General features: G+C 71.3%; 13 protein-coding genes and 1 tRNA gene. 3 read left to right on the forward strand and 11 right to left on the reverse strand.

The window, feature by feature from the left end; all coding sequences use genetic code 11:
• Nucleotides 1–327: 327 nt before the first annotated feature.
• The 3 genes from O7620_RS22750 to O7620_RS22760 all read right to left on the reverse strand — a co-directional run bounded on the left by O7620_RS22750 (nucleotide 328) and on the right by O7620_RS22760 (nucleotide 3,268).
• A complete protein-coding gene (locus O7620_RS22750; protein ID WP_278125007.1) occupies nucleotides 328–744 on the reverse strand; it encodes a hypothetical protein in 417 nt (138 codons plus the stop codon).
• An 87-nt stretch (nucleotides 745–831) separates the two neighbouring features.
• Nucleotides 832–3,060: an ATP-dependent RecD-like DNA helicase gene (locus tag O7620_RS22755; protein WP_278125008.1), complete on the reverse strand. Its 2,229-nt coding sequence runs from the start codon at nucleotides 3,058–3,060 to the stop codon at nucleotides 832–834.
• Between the two features lie 134 nt (nucleotides 3,061–3,194).
• Nucleotides 3,195–3,268, reverse strand: a tRNA-Thr gene (locus O7620_RS22760).
• 144 nt (nucleotides 3,269–3,412) lie between these two features.
• Here O7620_RS22760 and O7620_RS22765 point away from each other — a divergent pair.
• Nucleotides 3,413–5,125 (forward strand): metallophosphoesterase, encoded by a 1,713-nt coding sequence (locus O7620_RS22765; RefSeq protein WP_278125009.1) that lies wholly within the window; start codon nucleotides 3,413–3,415, stop codon nucleotides 5,123–5,125.
• Nucleotides 5,126–5,244: 119 nt separating this feature from the next.
• On the opposite strand, the gene ricT is transcribed toward O7620_RS22765, so the two are convergent.
• The 6 genes from ricT to tmk all read right to left on the reverse strand — a co-directional run bounded on the left by ricT (nucleotide 5,245) and on the right by tmk (nucleotide 11,167).
• Nucleotides 5,245–6,084, reverse strand: a complete 840-nt coding sequence (ricT, locus tag O7620_RS22770) for a regulatory iron-sulfur-containing complex subunit RicT (protein ID WP_278125011.1) — start codon at nucleotides 6,082–6,084, stop codon at nucleotides 5,245–5,247.
• A gap of 299 nt (nucleotides 6,085–6,383) precedes the next feature.
• Nucleotides 6,384–7,064, reverse strand: coding sequence for a hypothetical protein (locus O7620_RS22775; RefSeq protein WP_151492242.1), 681 nt, complete (start codon nucleotides 7,062–7,064; stop codon nucleotides 6,384–6,386).
• Nucleotides 7,064–7,369, reverse strand: a complete 306-nt coding sequence (locus O7620_RS22780; protein ID WP_278125014.1) for a hypothetical protein — start codon at nucleotides 7,367–7,369, stop codon at nucleotides 7,064–7,066. Before O7620_RS22780 ends, O7620_RS22775 begins: the two co-directional genes overlap by 1 nt.
• Before the next feature lies 1 nt (nucleotide 7,370).
• Nucleotides 7,371–7,700: a YbaB/EbfC family nucleoid-associated protein gene (locus O7620_RS22785; protein ID WP_007454690.1), complete on the reverse strand. Its 330-nt coding sequence runs from the start codon at nucleotides 7,698–7,700 to the stop codon at nucleotides 7,371–7,373.
• A 123-nt stretch (nucleotides 7,701–7,823) separates the two neighbouring features.
• The gene (locus O7620_RS22790; RefSeq protein ID WP_278125018.1) at nucleotides 7,824–9,077 is read right to left on the reverse strand and encodes a DNA polymerase III subunit delta'; all 1,254 of its coding nucleotides are present in this window, start codon (nucleotides 9,075–9,077) and stop codon (nucleotides 7,824–7,826) included.
• Nucleotides 9,077–11,167 carry a dTMP kinase gene (tmk, locus tag O7620_RS22795; RefSeq protein ID WP_225854736.1) on the reverse strand — a complete coding sequence of 697 codons (2,091 nt, stop codon included), beginning with the start codon at nucleotides 11,165–11,167 and terminating at the stop codon, nucleotides 9,077–9,079. Before tmk ends, O7620_RS22790 begins: the two co-directional genes overlap by 1 nt.
• Before the next feature lie 316 nt (nucleotides 11,168–11,483).
• On the opposite strand from tmk, the gene O7620_RS22800 reads away from it, so the two are divergent.
• Nucleotides 11,484–12,692 (forward strand): amino acid deaminase/aldolase, encoded by a 1,209-nt coding sequence (locus O7620_RS22800; RefSeq protein ID WP_278125020.1) that lies wholly within the window; start codon nucleotides 11,484–11,486, stop codon nucleotides 12,690–12,692.
• Between the two features lie 23 nt (nucleotides 12,693–12,715).
• Here the strand turns inward: O7620_RS22800 and O7620_RS22805 are convergent, their stop codons facing one another.
• The gene (locus O7620_RS22805; RefSeq protein WP_151492250.1) at nucleotides 12,716–13,318 is read right to left on the reverse strand and encodes a TetR/AcrR family transcriptional regulator; all 603 of its coding nucleotides are present in this window, start codon (nucleotides 13,316–13,318) and stop codon (nucleotides 12,716–12,718) included.
• Between the two features lie 226 nt (nucleotides 13,319–13,544).
• Between O7620_RS22805 and O7620_RS22810 the strand changes: the two genes are divergently transcribed.
• A complete protein-coding gene (locus O7620_RS22810) occupies nucleotides 13,545–14,861 on the forward strand; it encodes a D-arabinono-1,4-lactone oxidase (RefSeq protein ID WP_278125022.1) in 1,317 nt (438 codons plus the stop codon).
• 74 nt (nucleotides 14,862–14,935) lie between these two features.
• Here O7620_RS22810 and topA read toward each other — a convergent pair whose 3' ends face one another.
• Nucleotides 14,936–17,791, reverse strand: a complete 2,856-nt coding sequence (topA, locus tag O7620_RS22815; RefSeq protein WP_278125024.1) for a type I DNA topoisomerase — start codon at nucleotides 17,789–17,791, stop codon at nucleotides 14,936–14,938.
• Nucleotides 17,792–18,088: the final 297 nt, after the last annotated feature.

Below are 18,088 nucleotides of genomic sequence, written 5' to 3' on the forward strand. Positions count from 1 at the left end.
GGGACCGGAACGCGACAACCAGTTCCCAACCTGCTCTGCTCCTCTTCACCGTTGGCACTCTCCAGGCCAATAGTGACGACAAGCCGATCTGTGGTCATCCGGCGGGCGCTGTCCTGATTCGGCGCAGCCGGTTGCGGCCAAGCGACGACCACTCATGGATCAACGGACGGGCACCGGCAGGAATGAGTGCCTACGGGGAAGAGGGAGACCAGGTGTTGGAGTCGGTGGGCCTGACAACTAGCGTCGAGGGGGTTTACCCGCCGAGGCGGTCCGCCAAGGGTGGCTCTGATCAGATCGGCTTCGTGAAGTTCTCCCGCATGGAGATCTTTATTTCGGCGCACAGCGGATGGCCAGCCGGGCAGGGGTGCCGTCGATCGCCGACGGCCAGATCGTCAATCCCCCCTTGTCGTACGTCCAGCACGCCACCCCCGGGCCGTTGTCGCAGTTCGTGTGGTGACGCCAGCCGGCCGCCACGATCTGTTTATCCAGCTCGCGAACCGCCGTGTCCGCCTTGTTGTAGGCCTGGTAGTGGCGTTCCCAGCGCAGCTTCCCCCGGGATCGCTCGGCCACCGGTGTGCCCCGCAGCTGCCAACCCACGGGAATGGTGATCCCGTCGAGTCGGGCCTGGCCGATGGCGAGCAACTCCTCGGTCAACCGCTTTTTCGGCGGCGGGCCACCACAAGCCGACACGAGCGTGACAGCCGTGAGGGCGAGGGCTGCCGACCAGCGCCCATAGAACCGCATCACACGCCTCTTTCTCTGTTGCCGGATCCGGGCCGGCCATCTCGGCCGGCCCGGGGACACTCCTGCGTCGGCACGGTGGGAAGCGGGTCATGCCTGTTGCGGGTCGAGTCGGTGGGTAAGGGCGGTGTGGCGGCGGCCGGCGCCGACGGTGCGTACGGCGGCGGCCAATGCCCGTCGGGAGCCGACGAGCACGACGAGCTTCTTCGCTCTCGTGATGGCGGTGTAGAGCAGATTGCGTTGCAGCATCATCCAGGCGCTGGTCGTGATCGGGATGACCACCGCCGGATATTCGGAGCCCTGCGAGCGGTGGATCGTCATCGCATAGGCGTGGGCCAGTTCGTCGAGCTCGTCGAAGTCGTACTCGATGAGTTCGTCTTCGTCGGTGCGTACGGTCAGTGTCTGCTCGTCGGTGGATAGGGCGGTGACGACCCCGACGGTGCCGTTGAACACTCCCGCTTGGCCTTTGTCGTAGTTGTTGCGGACCTGGGTGACCTTGTCGCCGATGCGGAACACCCTGCCGCCGACCCGACGTTCCGGCATCCCCTCCCGCGCTGGTGTGAGCTGCTGCTGCAACAAAGTGTTCAGCACGCCCGCCCCGGCTGGGCCACGGTGCATCGGAGCGAGGACCTGCACGTCACGACGCGGATCGAGCCCGAATCGTTTCGCGATGCGGGTGCACGCGACGTCGACGGTCAACGCGGCGGTTGCCTCGGTGTCGTCGCTCGGGAAGAGGAAGAAGTCACTCATTCCCTGCACGATCGGCGATCGGCCGGCGTTGATCCGGTGGGCATTGCTGACCACCCCGGAATCGGCGGCCTGGCGGAACACCTGGGTGAGCCGCACTCGGGGAACCGGATCGGCGGCGAGCAGATCCCGCAGCACCTCCCCGGCACCGACGGACGGGAGCTGGTCGACGTCACCGACCAGCAACAGATGCACCCCGGGCGGAACGGCCTTGATCAATTTGTTGGCCAGGATCAGGTCGAGCATGGATGCCTCGTCCACCACCAGCAGATCAGCGTCCAGGGGCGTGTCCCGGTCATAGGTGGGCTCCCCGCCGGGTTGCAGCTTCAGCAGCCGGTGCACCGTCGCCGCCGGCTGGCCAGTCAACTCGGCCAGGCGTTTCGCGGCCCGCCCGGTCGGCGCGACGAGCAGGATCTTCGCCTTCTTCGCGGCGGCGAGTTCGACAATCGAACGGACGGTGAAGCTCTTCCCGCAGCCGGGACCCCCGGTGAGTACGGCGACCTTCGACGTCAGCGCCAACCGGACGGCCTGTTCCTGCTCCGGGGCCAGGTCCGTGCCGGTGCGTGCCTTCAGCCAGCTCAGCGCTTTGTCCCAGTCGACGTCAGCGAACTGCGCCAGCCGGTCCATGCGGCCACCGAGCAGCCGCAGCACCGAACCGGCCAGGGACTGTTCGGCGCGATGGAACGGCACCAGGTAGATCGCCGGAACGACGCCGTCCGGGCCGGGCAAGCTCTCCCGGACGACGCCTTCCTCACCAACCAGCTCGTCGAGGCAACGGACGGTCAACTCGGCTGACACGTCGAGGATCTTCACCGCGTCGGCGACCAGTTGCGGGGCGGGGAGGTAGCAGTGACCATTCTCCGTGGCCTGCGACAGCGTGTATTGCAACCCCGCCTTGACCCGTTGCGGGCTGTCGTGCGGGATCCCGACGGCCTGGGCGATCGTGTCAGCGGTCTTGAATCCGATCCCCCACACATCGGCGGCCAGCCGGTACGGCTCGTTACGCACCACACTGATCGAGGCGTCACCGTACTTCTTGTAGATCCGCACCGCGATCGACGTCGACACCCCCACACCCTGCAGAAACACCATCACTTCCTTGATGGCCTTCTGCTCCGCCCACGCGGCCGTGATCTTCGCCGTGCGTTTCGGACCGAGCCCCGGAACCTCCACCAACCGGCCCGGCTCGTCCTCGATGATCTGCAACGTGTCCAAGCCGAAATGCTCCACGATCCGCTCGGCGAACACCGGCCCGATGCCCTTGATCAACCCCGAGCCCAGGTAACGCCGGATTCCCTGGATCGTCGCCGGGAGCACAGTGGTGTGGGAGACGACCTCGAACTGCCGGCCGTACTGCGGATGCGACGACCACCAGCCCTGCAACCGCAGACTCTCCCCCGGCTGCGCCCCCAGCAACGCCCCAACCACAGTCAACAGATCAGAACCACGCCCGGTCGCAACCCGGGCGATGGTGTACCCGGTCTCCTCGTTGACGTAGGTCAACCGCTCCAACACCGCCTCAAGGACGTGCGGAGACGGGCGAGAAGACACAGCCGCAGACACGCCGACCATCGTGCCGCCACCACCGCCTCGACAGCAAAGCCCATCGCCCGGTAGGCGTTGGTGGGAGGATTTCGGGGGGCAATGCAAACCGCATCGATAAAATGTGGCCCTGACCAGCGGTGATGCTGGCCAGGGCCACTCTGAGCCGCCTGACGGAATCGAACCGTCGACCTACGCATTACGAGTGCGTCGCTCTAGCCGACTGAGCTAAGGCGGCAACGATCAGCAAGTGTACGGCACCACCCGCGCACCGACCGAACGGGATACCCCCACCCCGGCTGGCACGACCATCCGGACATTGGCCGCCATCTGGACGCTTACCGGACAGCGGATGATCGGGTCCGGGACTACGCTGCGCCGGGTGAGCGACGAAAGCGACCACCCCGACAGTGAGCGGGCCGCTCGACGGCCACGCAGCACCGACCCGCTGGAGTTGGGCTTCACGCCGCGCAAGCCGGTGCCGTGGCTGGCACCGTTCCTGCTGATCAGCACCGGCATCCGTACTCTGCTGGCGATGCTCTTCGGGGCGTACCTGGACAAGCGGGAGTTGCAGAACGCGTTCGGCGACGACATCTTCCGCCAGGTCGGGCCGGACGGCGGGGTCTGGCTCGACTACGTCGCCGACCTGGGCGACGGCTTCAACGCCACCTACTCGGTGGCGTACCTGCTGGCGCAGCCGGAGCTGACCGTGGACGGGCACCGGCTGCCCCGGGCACAGACGCTGGTCATGGGCGGCGACCAGGTGTACCCGTCGGCGGCCTACGCCTCCTACGAGGACCGGTGCAAGGGCCCGTACCAGGCCGCGCTGCCGGCGATGCCGCCGGAACGTCCCACGCTGTTCGCAGTGCCCGGCAACCACGACTGGTACGACGGTCTGACCGCCTTCCTGCGGCTGTTCGTCCGCTCCCGGGACCGCAACTTCGCCGGGTGGCGTACCGGGCAGTCACGGTCGTACTTCGCGGTGGAGTTGCCGGCGGGCTGGTGGCTGCTCGGTGTGGACGACCAGTCCGGCTCATACCTGGACGACCCGCAGCTGGCCTACTTCGACGAGGTCGCCCGCCGGCTCGGCCCCGAGTCCAAGGTTATCATCGCGGCACCGGCGCCGACGTGGGTCAAGGCGGCGGACAACCCGACGGCGTACGACTCGATCGACTACTTCGTCCGTACGATCATCGACCCGACGGGGGCGCAGGTCCGGCTGCTGCTCTCGGGCGACCTGCACCACTACGCCCGCTACGCCGGCACGGACCGGCAGTTGATCACCTGCGGTGGCGGCGGGGCGTACCTCTACCCCACCCACAAGCTGCCCGAGCGCATCGAGGTGCCGCCACGGGACACCCCGACCCGGCGGGCCAGCCGCACCGAGCCGTACGACCTGGTGGCCCGCTACCCGGACGCGGCCCGTTCCCGCCGCTACGGCTGGGGCATCTTCGGCCGGCTGCCGTTCCGCAACCCCGGCTTCGCGACACTGCTCGGCACCCTGCACACCCTGCTGATGCTGGCCATGGCCGGTGCGACGGCGAACTGGGCCGACAGCACCGACCAGCGACTGTTCAGCGTTCCGCTGGTGATGATGGTGCTCGTGACGGTGGTGGCGGCGGCCCTGTTCGCCAAGCCGCCCAGCGCGAGCGGCAAACGGCACGCGCGGCACTGGATCCTCGGCGTGGGGCACGGCGTGGCTCATGTGGCGTTGGCCGCCGGCGGCACCTGGGTCTGGCTGGCGCTGCCGTTCTACCACTGGCCGTGGCCGCTGCCCGCAGCCGCCGCGGCGGTGCTCTACGGCCCGATGATCGGGCTGGTGGCGAGCCAGTTGGTGGCGGCGTACCTGCTGGTGGCGGGCGCGTTCGGGGTGAACGTCAACGAACTCTTCGCCGGTCAGGGCATCGAGGACTCCAAGTCGTTCCTGCGGCTGCGCATCGACCCCGACGGAACGCTGACCATCTACCCGATCGCGGTGGACCAGGTCTCCAGAGACTGGCAGATCAACACCGACCAGTCCCCCACCGCAAGCTGGCTGACCCCCAAAACCCCGCTACCCCCCCGCCTGGCCGAACCCCCGATAGTCCTCCCCTAACAGCCCCGCCCCCCAATTCCCTGGTGATCAAGAGGTTTGCGTCAGATGGACCCCGATTTCTGACGCAAACCTCTTGATCACCGAGGCGAGGTCCGGGTGGGAGGTCCGGGTGGGAGGGGTTAGGGGGTGTAGTGCTGGTCGTGGGCTTGGCGGGGGGCGCAGACGGAGGCTCGGGAGCAGGAGCAGCGGGAGCCGTCGGCGTCCAGGCGGACCGTCACCGCGTCGCGCGGGACGCTGTGGCCGACGACCCGGCCGTCGCCCTCGGGGGTGGAGACCCGGCTGCCGACCGCCGGGGCGGTCTCCTGGAAGCGCTGGTAGAGGGGGTGCTCGTACTTCAGGCAGCACATCAGCCGGCCGCACGCCCCGGAGATGCGCAGGGGGTTGAGCGGCAGATCCTGATCCTTGGCCATCCGGATGGTCACCGGCTCGAAGTCGGTGAGGAACGTCGCGCAGCACAGGTCACGGCCACACGAGCCGATACCGCCCTGCACCCGCGCCGAATCGCGGGCCGAGAGCTGGCGCAGCTCGACCCGGCAGTGCAGGGTGGCGCCCAGGTCGCGGACCAGGGAGCGGAAGTCGACCCGGTGCGGCGCGGTGAAGTAGACGGTGCTGCGCTCACCGCCGCCCTCGGCGGAGCCGAGGACGTGGTCGACGGCCACCACCTTCATCGGCAGGCCGTGCGCGCGGATCAGCCGCTTCGCGGCCACCTTGGCCTCGGCCTTGCGTCGACGTAACGCCTCGTCCCGACTCAGGTCGTCGTCCCCGGCCAGCCCCACCAGCCGGGGAAAGCCGTCGGTCTCCTCGGTGACCCACTGCGCCGCCCAGACGCACTCGGCCACCTCGGGCCCGTCGTCGGTCGGCACGAGCACCTTGTCGCCGACCTGCGGACGCAACTCACCCGGGTCGAGGTAGTAGAGGCGCCCGTACCGGTTGAAGCTGACCGCGCAGAGCATGCCCATGCCCTCCACCCTACGACGGCCCAGCGCGCAGAGCCCACCGGCCGGCTACGCCCCGCTGCCATCCATGACCGTCGACTTGACCTATTGCCGGGCGACCCGTCGTGCCGTTGCTCATGGCCCGGACGGTTGAATCCGGGCCGCGGCAGGGGACAAACGCGTCCGGGCGGCGTTGAGTGGAGGCAGACCTGCGGGGGGTGCAGGGGGAAGACCACGGCGTCGCCGTGGGCGCCGGCTCTTCTCGGGTGTCCGCGAGCGACGCCGTGGTCTGTCCGGGCCGTCGACGGATCGGGACGGGTGGGTTACCAGCCGACCCGGGTGGGCTGGTCGTAGCGGGGGCGACCGTCCGCCGGCGGCCGCCAGGCGGACTCGGCCAGACTCGGCGCCCACTGACGCAGCAGCGTCTCGGCACCGTCGTACGCGACGCAGAGCACCGCCAGCACCCGCGCGGCGATCTCGGCCGCGTCGGCCACCCCGGGCCCGATCGGCCCGGGGCGCAGCGGTGGACCCGCGACGGTGGCGGCGACCACGGCGACGGCCTCCGCCGAGCGGAGCACGTCGGCCAGCGTCCGGGCCAGGGCGAGGCGGCTGCCCTCCACCCAGTCGGCGAGCGCGTCCGCGTACCCGGCGGTGGACTCCAACCGCCCGACCAGGCTGTCCGGCCCCTCGTCGAGGTGGCGCAGCAGCGCCGCGCGTTCCTGCCCGTACGCCGAGGCGGCCGGCCCCGCCCACAGCACCGGGTCGGTGAGCGCGGCGGACACATCGTCGTACCCCCGGACCAGCCGGCGCACGGCGTGCCCGGCGCCGGTGAGCGGCGTCGGATGGAGGTCGAGGAAACCGCGCACCGCGTCGCCCGGCAGCACCTGCATGCGGCGCAGCAGCGGCCAGACGCGGTGCCCCTCGGGGACGCCGGCGGCGAGCAGCGCGTCCACCCGGTGCAGCAGGTCCAGGCCGGGCTCGGCGAGCCGGTCCAGTGGGTCCATCACGGCTCCCCGGTGATCCGCCGGCGGGCGGCCCGGTCGACCTCGCCGTAACGGTCGGCGGCTTCGCGGACGGCCGAGGCGGCGGCGGCCAGCCGGACGGCGGCCGCGCGCGCCTCACGTGCCCGGTCATCGGTGGCGGTGGCCCACTGCCGGTGCAGCGCCCGGCCGATCTCACCGGGTCGACCAGGAGCGTCCGCGCCGAACGCGACCTGGGCCGGATCGCTGGCGGTGACCGTGCGGGACAGGGCGACCAGCGTGGCGCTCGCCTCGTCCAGCCGGGCGGAGAGCGCGCGCAGAGCGTCCATCTCAGGCCCCCGCGAGCGGTCGGTAGGCGGCGAACGTCTCGTTGTGCAGCTTTTCCCGGGCCCACTCGGCGGCGTCGGCCGCCGCGGTGACCGCGGCCTGCACGGAGCCGGCCACGTCGCGTGGGCTGCGGGTGTGCAGCGGGCCGAGGAACCGGACGTCGGTGATCCGCCCACCGGCGGTGACCACCACCTCGACCAGCCCGTCCGGCGACCGGACGGTGACCTCGACGGTCGACACCGCCTGGTCGAACTCGGCCTGGAGTGACTCGATCCGGCGGTAGCGCCGCACCGCCTCCTCGATCCAGGCCTCGTCGATCTCCCCCCGCGGCATCGGCCGACTCCTCCCGGATGACCCCTCACTGAGCGTGCCGTCACCGTCACCACGGCACACCGGACCGTACCGCACGGCAATCGGGCCTGTCGATGCCTGTGGACAACGGCCGGAAGCTGCGGGTCAGCCCTTCCAGAGGGCGAGCATCATCGCCTCGACGGCGATCCGCGGCTTGACGTTCGCCTCGATCGCCGCACGGCAGGCGAGCACGGCCTCCAGCCGGCGCAGCGACCCCTCGGCGTCCCACTTCTGCGCGCCGGCACCGGCCAGCGCCGCGGTGTCGGTGTGCACCGGGGCGACCGGGGCGCGCAGCGCCATGGTGAGCGCGTCCCGGTAGAAGCCGGCCAGGTCGACGAGCGCCCGGTCCAGTGCGTCGCGCTGCGCCCGGGTGGCCCGCGACTTCTGCCGCTTCTCCAACTCCTTGAGCTGACCGGCGGCACCCCGCATCGCACCGGCCGCACCCCGGCCGGTGCCGCCCGCGCCGAGCGCGGTCTCCAGTGCCGTCCGCTCGGCCGTGTCGGATTCGGCGACCAGCGCCTCGGCCTCCGCCTCGGCCGCCTCGATCAGCGCGGACGCCGCGTCGAACGCCGCACCGACACCGGTCAGTCGGCGGGGCACGGCGAGCACCGCCTCGCGCCGATTGCGGGCCTCCGGGTCGCGGGCCAGCCGCCGGGCCCGACCCACGTGCCCCTGCGCGGCCGCCGCCGCCCACTGCGCCACGTCGGGCGCGATGCCGTCCCGACGGACCAGCACCTCGGCCACCGCGGTGGCCGGCGGCTGCCGCAGGGGTACGACCCGACAGCGCGACCGGATGGTCACCGAGACGTCGTCGGGGTGGGTGGACGGTGCGCAGAGCAGGAACACCGTACGCGGCGGAGGCTCCTCGATGGCCTTGAGCAGCGCGTTGCCGGCCGCCTCGGTGAGCCGGTCGGCATCCTCGATGACCACCACCTGCCAGCGCCCGCCGGACGGGGTGCTGGCCGCGCGGAGCACCAGTGCGCGCATCTCGCCGACGCCGATGGAGAGCCCTTCCGGCACCACCATCCGCACGTCGGCGTTGGTGCCGCCCATCGTGGTGTGGCAGCCGGGGCACTCGCCGCAGCCGGTGCCGTACGTGCACTGGAGTGCGGCGGCGAAGGCCCGCGCGGCGACGGAGCGGCCGGAGCCCGGCGGCCCGGTGAAGATCCAGGCGTGGGTCATCCCGGCGGAAGGATCCACCCCGTCGGGAGCGGCGCCGCTGGCCGGGCCGGCGGCGATCAGCGCGGGCTCCCGGTCGGCGACGCCGGCCCGCAGCACGGCCGCTGCCGCGGCGGCGGCCCGGCGCAGCTCGGTCACCGCCTCGTCCTGACCGACGAGGTCGGCGAAGACGTCCGGCATCAGGTCTTGTGCTCCATCGTCACCAGCTCCGCGTCGGATAACTCCGGCTGCACCGAGGTGTCCGGGCCCTGCGCCGGGCGGGGGTGCACGATGCCGCCGGGCTTGCCGAGCATCTCCTCGACACGCCGGACCACCTGCCCGGTGATCTCGTCGGCCGGCCGGGACGCGTCGAGCACCAGGTAGCGCTTCGGGTCGGCGGCGGCGAGGTCGAGGAAGGCGTACCGGACGCGCTCGTGGAAGGCGACCGACTCGGCCTCCAGGCGGTCGGTGCCGGTGTTGCGCGAGGCGACCCGGGACAGGCCGGTGCGTGGCTCGACGTCCAGCAGCACCACCAGGTCGGGCTTGAGCCCACCGGTGGCCCAGGAGGAGAGCCAGGAGACCTCGTCGACGGGCAGCGTCCGGCCGGCGCCCTGGTACGCCAGGGACGAGTCGACGTACCGGTCGCTGATCACCACGCCACCCCGGACCAGCGCGGGCCGCACGACGGTGGCGACGTGGTGCGCCCGGTCGGCGGCGTAGAGCAGCGCCTCCGCGCGGGGTGACGGCGCCTCGTCGCCGGAGGTGTCCAGCACCAGCGACCGGATCCGCCGGCCGACCCCGGTGGCCCCCGGCTCGCGGGTGACCACGACGTCGCGCCCGTGGGCGCTCAGCCGCTCGGCGAGCGCGGAGAGCTGGGTGGACTTCCCGGCGCCCTCGCCGCCCTCGAAGACCACGAAGAGCCCGGCGGAGACGAACGGCTCGGCCGGCATCAGCGGGCGGCCCCGGATGGAGCCCCAGAGGTCGGCGAGGACGGGTACGCCCTTCTTGTCGTCCATCTGCCCGAACGCGCTGATCCCGGCGAAGATGCCGGCGGCGCCGGCGGCGAGCAGGAGCAGTCGGGTCGAGGAGATGGACAGGCCCAGGTCGGCGATCTCCAGCTTGCGCGAGCCACCGACACCGGCGAGCAGGCTGCTCAGCGCGATGGCGAGGATCAGCACCAGCCGGGTGCCGATCTGCACGACGGCGAAGACCCGGCCGCGGACCTCGTCCTTGATCTCACCGCCGAGCAGGGTGGTGCCGGCCAGGAAGGCCATGCCGGCGCCGGCGCCGACCAGCACCGCGCCGACGATCGCCATGGACAGGTGGATGGCGAAGGAGAGGGTCATCACGGCGGCGCTTGCCAGCACGATGCTCATGCCGAACCAACGGCGCCGGGACATCTCCTTGACGATCATCGGGCCGAGCCCGATGCCGAGCGCCAGGCCGACGAAGATGGCACCGAAGAGCAGCGAGAACGCGGCGTCACCGGCGCCCAGCGAGCTGGCGAAGAACTTCGCGGTACCGATCACGATGCCGCCACCGGCGAACGCGCCCAGGATGCCGAGGACCAGGCCGCGGACCAGCGGGGTCTGGCCGATGAACTGCCAGCCCTCCTTGAACTGGCGCAGCATGCTCTGCTCGGTGCGGTCGCCCTCGGCGGTCTGCCCCTGGCTGATCTCCTTGATCCCGAAGGCGACGACCAGGGCGGTGGCCAGTCGGGAGAAGGCGTTGAACCAGAGCGCCAGCTGGGCCGGTTCGGCCCAGTTCGGGAATTCGCCCCCGGTGATGCCCCGGACGCTGCGGTCCAGGCCGGCGCTGACGGCCGCGGCGAGCACCGGGGTCAGGCCGTACGTGGTGATCAGCGTGAGCTGGTTGGCCGCCTCCAGCCGGGCGCGCGGGATCAGGTTGGGGACCGCGGCCTCCTTGGCCGGAATCCAGATCAGGGTGATCGACTCGATCAGGAAGGTCGCGACGGTGGCCCACAGGACCACCACTCCGCCGCTGACGCCGGCCAGCGCCACCATCGGGATCGAGGCGAAGAGCACGAACCGGAGCAGGTCGCAGATGACCATCGTCCAGCGGCGGTCGAACCGGTCGGCGAGCACGCCGGCGATCGGCCCGAGCACCAGGGCCGGGAGCAGCCGGATGGCGATCACACCGCCGAATGCCGCGCCCTTCGCGGTGTTGCCCTGGACCTGGGAGGCGGCGAAGACCGAGGTGGCCAGCAGGCCGAGCCAGTCACCGAAGGAGGCCGCGCCGAGCACGATCCAGAGCCGGCGGAACGGCCGGATGCGCAGGACCGAGCGGATCGCGGCATAGCCGGACGGATCGACCTGGCCGGTGCTGGGCTGGTTGGCGGCGTTGCCCGACTGGTCGCCCGAGCGCGACACGCCGGACGACTCGCCGCTGTTCTGGCTTTCGATGGCCGTACCTCCACGTGCCGGCCCATCGCTGGGCACCCCCGGTGGAACACTCTAGACCCGGTGGGGGCCGCCCCACCGGCGACATTCTCCTGCTCGCTGAGCCTAGGCCGCCGAAGGTACCGCCCGCAGCCCGGCCGGACGCGAGGGTATTTCGCATTCATCGTCGGACAGTTAGCGTGCACACGTGGCTATCGAAAGCGACAAACTTCGCGAGCGCCTGGACCGGGCAACGGCCCACCTCGACCCGCCGTACGCCGTGGTCGACCTCACCGCGTTCGACGCCAACTCGGCCGCCCTGGCCGACCGCGCCGCCGGCAAACCGGTCCGCCTGGCCAGCAAGTCGGTCCGCAGCCGGGAACTGATCGACCGGGCGCTCGCCCGGCCCGGTTGGCGGGGCGTGATGGCGTTCACCCTGCCCGAGGCGATCTGGCTGGTCCGCGCCGGCGTGAGCGACGACGTGCTGGTCGCGTACCCGACCGCGGACCGGGCGGCACTCGCCGAACTGGCGGCCGAGGAGTCACTGGCCGCCGCGATCACCCTGATGATCGACGGCACCGGGCAGCTCGACCTCATCGACGCCGTCCGGGCCCCCGGGCAGCGCGCCGAGCTACGGCTCTGCCTCGATCTGGACGCCTCCTGGCGACCGCTGCGCGGGCGGGTGCACGTCGGCGTCCGCCGCTCACCGGTGCACAGCGCCCGGGCGGCCGGCGCGCTCGCCGCCACCGTCGCCGGCCGCGCCGGCTTCCGGCTGGTCGGGCTCATGTCGTACGAGGCGCAGATCGCCGGCCTGGGCGACGCGCCGCCTGGGCAGACGCTGCTGGCCGGCGCGATCAGGCTGGCCCAGCGCGGGTCGTACCGCGAGTTGCTGGCCCGGCGGGGCGCGGCGGTGGCCGCGGTACGCGAGCACGCCGACCTGGAGTTCGTCAACGGCGGCGGCACCGGCAGCGTGGCGGCGACCAGCGCCGATCCCGCGGTCACCGAGGTCACCGCGGGATCGGGCCTGTACGGGCCGACGCTGTTCGACGCCTACCGTGCCTGGCGGCCCACCCCGGCGGCGTTCTTCGCCTGCGCGGTGGTCCGCCGGCCAACGCCGGAGCTGGCGACCGTGCTCGGCGGCGGTTGGATCGCCTCCGGTCCGGCCGCGGACAGCCGGCTGCCCCGACCGTGGCTGCCGGCCGGCCTGAAGCTCGTCGGCACCGAGGGAGCCGGCGAGGTGCAGACCCCGCTGGCCGGCCCGGCGGCGGCCACCCTGCGCATCGGCGACCGGGTGTGGTTCCGGCACGCCAAGGCCGGCGAGCTGTGCGAACGGGTCAACGAGCTGTACCTCATCGAGGGGGACGCGGTCGTGGCGACCGTGCCCACCTACCGGGGCGAGGGGCGGGCCTTTCTCTGAGACCACCACCTCGGGCACCGGGGTCAGGCGGGTTGCGCCGCCTCGGCCTGCTGGTCGGCGGCCCGGTCGCTGTCCCGGCCGTCGACCTGCCGGTGCAGGTACTCCCGGATCAGCGCCTTCGCCTCGAGCAGCACCCGCTCGTCACCGTCGGACTTCCGCCGGAACGCGAGCTTGATCAGCGCGTCCGCCGCCTCCACGGCGATCTCCAGCACGAAGCGCAGCTTCGGCACGTCGGTGAGACCGAACCGCTCGGTGAGCACGCGGGCCAACTGGTCGGCGATCACGCCGTTGTTGTCGCGCTGCTCGTCGAGCAGGTGCAGGTCGACCACGTCGCCGAAGTGCAGGGTACGGAAGCCGGGGACGGTGCGGTGCATCGTGATGTACTCGTCGATGCCCGCGTCGACGCCGTCCCACCAGTGCGTCATCTCGTCGGAGGCGAACCGCTCGTCGAGCCGCTGCAGGTAGGACTCCATCGTGCGCAGGGTCAACGCCTGCACGATCGCCCGCTTGTCCGGGAAGAACTGGTAGACCGACCCGATCGCCACCTCGGCGCGCTCGGCGAGCAGGGTGGTGGTCAGCCCCTCGTACCCCACCTCGTCGACGAGTTCGGCGCAGGCATCCAACATGCGCTGTACCCGCGCGACACTTCGACCCTGCACCGGTACGCGGCGCAGCGGCCCGGTCGTGGCGGCTGGTGTGGACACTCGGCGCCACCCCCCTTCGACGGATGAACATATCTACACGTCACGAGTCCGTGACTACCGGTACAACGAGCGGGCCTCGATTGCGGTATTTACCAGGTACAACGTTCCTGATATGAAGTAAGTTCATATTCATGAATGGGGAGTGCGCATGGTCGGCACGGCACCGCTCACCGCCCGCTGGTCCAACTGGGCCGGTAACCAGCGTGGCAGCGCCACCGCGATCCTGCGCCCCGCCTCGCCGGACGACGTCACCGAAGCCGTCCTCGACGCCGCGGCAACCGGCCACCGCATCCGGGTGGCCGGCAGCGGCCACTCGTTCACCGCCGTCGCGCTCGCCGACGACCGACGCATGGACCTCTCCGAACTGGCCACCACCGTCAGCGTCGACGTCGAGCGCCGACTGGTCACCGTGCCGGCGGGAATGACCCTGCACGCGCTCAACGGCCTGCTCGCCCGGCACGGCCTGGCGCTGCCCAACCTCGGCGACATCGACGCGCAGACCGTCGCCGGGGCGATCTCCACCGGCACCCACGGCACCGGCGCCGGCTACGGCTGCCTGTCCACCTTCGTCGAGGCCCTCACCCTGGTCACCGGCACCGGCGAGGTGCTGCGCTGCTCGGCGGACGAACACCCCGACGTCCTCGCCGCCGCCCGGGTGTCCCTCGGCACCCTCGGCGTCCTGGTGGAGGTGACCCTGCGCTGCGTGGACGCCTTCGTGCTGCACGCCCACGAACGCCCCGCCGCCCTGGCCGACGTGCTCGCCGACCTACCCGCGCTGGTCGGCGGCCACGACCACGTCGAGTTCTACTGGTTCCCCTACACGTCCCGGGTCCAGGTCAAGACCAACAACCGGGTACCCGTCAACGACCGGCCCCTGCCCCGCTGGCGCGGCTGGCTGGACGACGACTTCCTGTCCAACACCGTCTTCGCCGCCGCCTGCCGCCTCGGCCGGGCCGTGCCGGCACTCGCACCGGGAATCAGCGCAGTCTCCGCCCGAGCGCTCACCGAACGCCACTACACCGGCCGCTCCGACCGGGTCTTCTGCACCCCGCGCCGGGTCCGCTTCGTCGAGATGGAGTACGGGCTGCCCCGCGAGGCGCTACCCGAGGCGCTCGCCGCGCTCCAACGGATCGTCGAAGGGCTGCCGTTCAAGGTGCTCTTCCCGGTCGAGGTGCGCTTCACCGCCGCCGACGACATCTGGCTCTCGCACGGCTACGGCCGGGACAACGCGTACATCGCCGTGCACCAGTACGTCGGCACCCCGTACGAGCCGTACTTCCGGGCCTTCGAGGAGGTCGCCGCCGGGCTGGGCGGCCGCCCGCACTGGGGCAAGCTGCACTACCGCGACGCCGCCTCGCTGGCGGCGGCGTACCCCCGCTTCGCGGACTTCCAGGCCGTCCGCGACCGCCTCGACCCGAACCGGGTCTTCACCAACCCCCACCTGACCCACGTCCTCGGCGCCTGACGGACTCCTGTAGATCTTGGTACGAGACGGTCCCTCCAGGGGCGCTCACGTACCAAGATCTCGTTAGAGCAAAGTTACTCCGTGCTGGACGCGGCCTTGCGGGGGGCGGCCTTCTTCGCCGGGGCCTTCTTCGCCGTGGTCGCCTTGGCCGTCGTCGTCTTCTTCGCGGCCGTGGACTTGCTGGCGGCGGCCGTCTTCTTGGTGGCCGTGGCCTTCTTCGCCGCCGTGGCCTTCTTGGCCGGAGCCTTCTTCGCCGCCGCCTTCTTCCGCGGCGCCGGACCCTTGGCCCGCTTCTCGGCGAGCATCTCGGAGGCTTCCTCGAGGGTCAGCGCCTCCGGGGTCTGCCCGCGCCGCAGCGACGCGTTGAACTCCCCGTCGGTGACGTACGGGCCGAAGCGGCCGTCCTTGATCACCAGCGGCTTCTCGGTCGCCGGGTCGGCGCCCATCTCGCGCAGCGGCGGTGCGGCGGCGCGCCGGCCACGGGTCTTCGGGGCGGCCAGCAGGGCCAGCGCCTCGTCCAGGCCGACGGTGAACATCTGCTCTTCGGACTCCAGCGAGCGGAACTCCTCGCCCCGCTTCACGTACGGGCCGTAGCGGCCGTTGTTCGCGAACACCTCGACGCCGTCCGGCGCGACACCGACCAGCCGGGGCAGGCTGAGCAGCTTGAGCGCGTCCTCCAGGGTCAGCGAGTCCGGAGTCTGCGTCCGCAGCAGCGACGACTTGCGCTCACCGCTGGACACGTACGGGCCGAACCGGCCGGACTTGAGCACGATCGGCTCGCCGGTCGCGGGGTCGTCGCCGAGCTTGCGCTCACCCCCGCCGCCGAGGAACAGCTCGTGCACCTTCTCCGGGGTCAGCTCGTCCGGGGCCAGGCCCTCGGGGATCGGTGCCCGGTCGCCCTGGGTGCCACCCTCCTCGCCCTCACCCGAGGCGGCCGGAGTCGGCTGCTCGCCGCCGGGCAGCTCCCGCTGCAGGTACGGCCCGTACCGGCCGACCCGCACGACGACCTCACGGCCGTCGTCGTCGGTGAAGAGCGGGATGGAGTTGACGCTGCGGGCGTCGATGTCGCTGAGGTTCTCGGTGACCAGCTTCTTCAGCCCGCCGGAACGGGCGATGTCCTGATCGCCGGCGCCGTTGGCGCTGCCGAAGTAGAACGCGGTGAGGAAGTCGACCGCGGCGTGGTCACCGCCGGCGATCTCGTCCAGCTCGTTCTCCATGGTGGCGGTGAAGTCGTAGTCGATGAGGCGGGGGTAGTGCCGCTCCATCAGACCGATCACCGCGAAGGCCAGGAAGGTCGGGATCATCGCCTGGCCGCGCTTGGTGACGTACCCCCGGTCCTGGATCGTCTGCATGATCGACGCGTAGGTGGACGGGCGGCCGATGCCCAGCTCTTCCAGGGCCTTGACCAGCGACGCTTCGGTGTAACGCGACGGGGGCTGGGTGTGGTGCCCCTGCGCGGCCAGCTCGTCGGCGGTCAGCGGCTGGTCCTTGACCAGGGTCGGCAGCCGACGCTCGGCGTCCTCGGCCTCGGCGTTCTCGTCGTCGCTGGACTCGACGTACGCGCGCAGGAAGCCCGGGTCGGTGATGGTCTTGCCGGTCGCGCCGAAGTCGGCCTCCTCCTGCGAGGTGGAGACCGCGCGGATGCGCACCGACACGCTGGAGCCGACCGCGTCGGTCATCTGCGAGGCGATGGTCCGCCGCCAGATCAGCTCGTAGAGCTTGAACTCCTCGGCCGACAACTCCTTGGCCACCTCGCCCGGGGTACGGAAGTTGTCCCCCGCCGGGCGGATCGCCTCGTGCGCCTCCTGCGCGTTCTTCACCTTGCCGGTGTAGCGGCGCGGCTCCGGCGGCACACTGCGCTCGCCGTACAGCTCGACGATCTGCCGGCGGGCCGCCGAGATGGCGGTCTCCGACAGGTTGACCGAGTCGGTACGCATATAGGTGATGTAGCCGTTCTCGTAGAGCCGCTGCGCGGTGCGCATCGTCTGCTGCGAGGACAGGCGCAGCTTGCGGGCCGCCTCCTGCTGGAGGGTGGAGGTGATGAACGGCGCGTACGGGCGGCGGCGGTACGGCTTCTCCTCGACCCGGGTGACCGTGAACGGCCGCCCGTCGAGCCGGGCCGCGAGACCACGGGCCCCGCCCTCGTCCAGGTGGACGACACCCGCGCCGGCCCGGACGCGGCCCGTGGTGGGCTCGAAGTCCTTGCCGGTGGCGATCCGGTCACCGTTGAGGGCGATCAGGGTGGCGTTGAAGGTGCGCGGCCCCTCGCCGGCGTTGGTCACCGCGAGGGTGGCCAGGATGTCCCAGTACTCGGCGGTGCGGAAGGCCATCCGCTGCCGTTCCCGCTCGACCACGATCCGGGTCGCCACGGACTGGACGCGGCCCGCCGACAGCCTCGGCATGACCTTCTTCCACAGCACCGGGGAGACCTCGTAGCCGTAGAGCCGGTCGAGGATCCGTCGGGCCTCCTGGGCGTCGACCAGATCCCGGTCGATCTCGCGGGGGTTGGCCACCGCCGCCTGGATCGCCGGCTTGGTGATCTCGTGGAAGACCATCCGCTTGACCGGCACCTTGGGCTTGAGCGTCTCCACCAGGTGCCAGGCGATCGCCTCGCCCTCGCGGTCCTCATCCGTCGCCAGGAAGATCTCGTCGACCTCCTTGGACAGCTTCATCAGCTTGCTGATCTGCTGCTTGCGGTCGGCGGAGACGACGTAGAGCGCGTGGAAGCCGTTGTCGACGTCCACCCCGAGGCGGGCCCAGGACTCGCCCTTGAACTTGGCCGGCACGTCGGCGGCGTTGCGCGGCAGGTCGCGGACGTGACCGAAGCTGGCCTCCACGACGTACCCCGGGCCGAGGTAGCCCGAGATCGTCTTGGCCTTCGCCGGTGACTCGACGATGACCAGACGGGTGGTTCCAGCGTTACTCGGCACGTCTCTCCCCGACCTCACTCCTGCTCGTGGCCTGCCGGCGCCCGGACAGCGACCGCTCTCGACCCCGCCGTCGCACCGGCGATCCGGATGTCCAACGTAACGCGCCGCCCGCGTTTCGGGTTTCGCGGGCGGCAAACCGCCTCCACGCGGCGGTCAACTCCCGCCCCGCCGCGCTCGGCACTGCCGGACGGCGCCACCGTACACCGTGGGTAGGGCTCGAAGCGGGTCACTGTGACGATGGCGGACCCTCGGCCGAGGTCCGACCCGCCCGTTTTCCGCGTGGATCGACCGGCCGGA

Origin of the sequence: Micromonospora sp. WMMD710, assembly GCF_029626045.1 — a bacterium.
Taxonomy (GTDB): Bacteria; Actinomycetota; Actinomycetes; order Mycobacteriales; family Micromonosporaceae; genus Micromonospora.

Excerpts from the sequence above, each read along its gene's own strand:
- O7620_RS22750 (WP_278125007.1), bottom strand. The coding sequence starts at position 744 with ATGCGGTTCTATGGGCGCTGGTCGGCAGCCCTCGCCCTCACGGCTGTC.
- O7620_RS22755 (WP_278125008.1), bottom strand. The coding sequence starts at position 3,060 with ATGGTCGGCGTGTCTGCGGCTGTGTCTTCTCGCCCGTCTCCGCACGTC.
- ricT (WP_278125011.1), bottom strand. The coding sequence starts at position 6,084 with ATGGGCATGCTCTGCGCGGTCAGCTTCAACCGGTACGGGCGCCTCTAC.
- O7620_RS22775 (WP_151492242.1), bottom strand. The coding sequence starts at position 7,064 with ATGGACCCACTGGACCGGCTCGCCGAGCCCGGCCTGGACCTGCTGCAC.
- O7620_RS22780 (WP_278125014.1), bottom strand. The coding sequence starts at position 7,369 with ATGGACGCTCTGCGCGCGCTCTCCGCCCGGCTGGACGAGGCGAGCGCC.
- O7620_RS22785 (WP_007454690.1), bottom strand. The coding sequence starts at position 7,700 with ATGCCGCGGGGGGAGATCGACGAGGCCTGGATCGAGGAGGCGGTGCGG.
- O7620_RS22790 (WP_278125018.1), bottom strand. The coding sequence starts at position 9,077 with ATGCCGGACGTCTTCGCCGACCTCGTCGGTCAGGACGAGGCGGTGACC.
- O7620_RS22805 (WP_151492250.1), bottom strand. The coding sequence starts at position 13,318 with ATGTTGGATGCCTGCGCCGAACTCGTCGACGAGGTGGGGTACGAGGGG.
- O7620_RS22810 (WP_278125022.1), top strand. The coding sequence starts at position 13,545 with ATGGTCGGCACGGCACCGCTCACCGCCCGCTGGTCCAACTGGGCCGGT.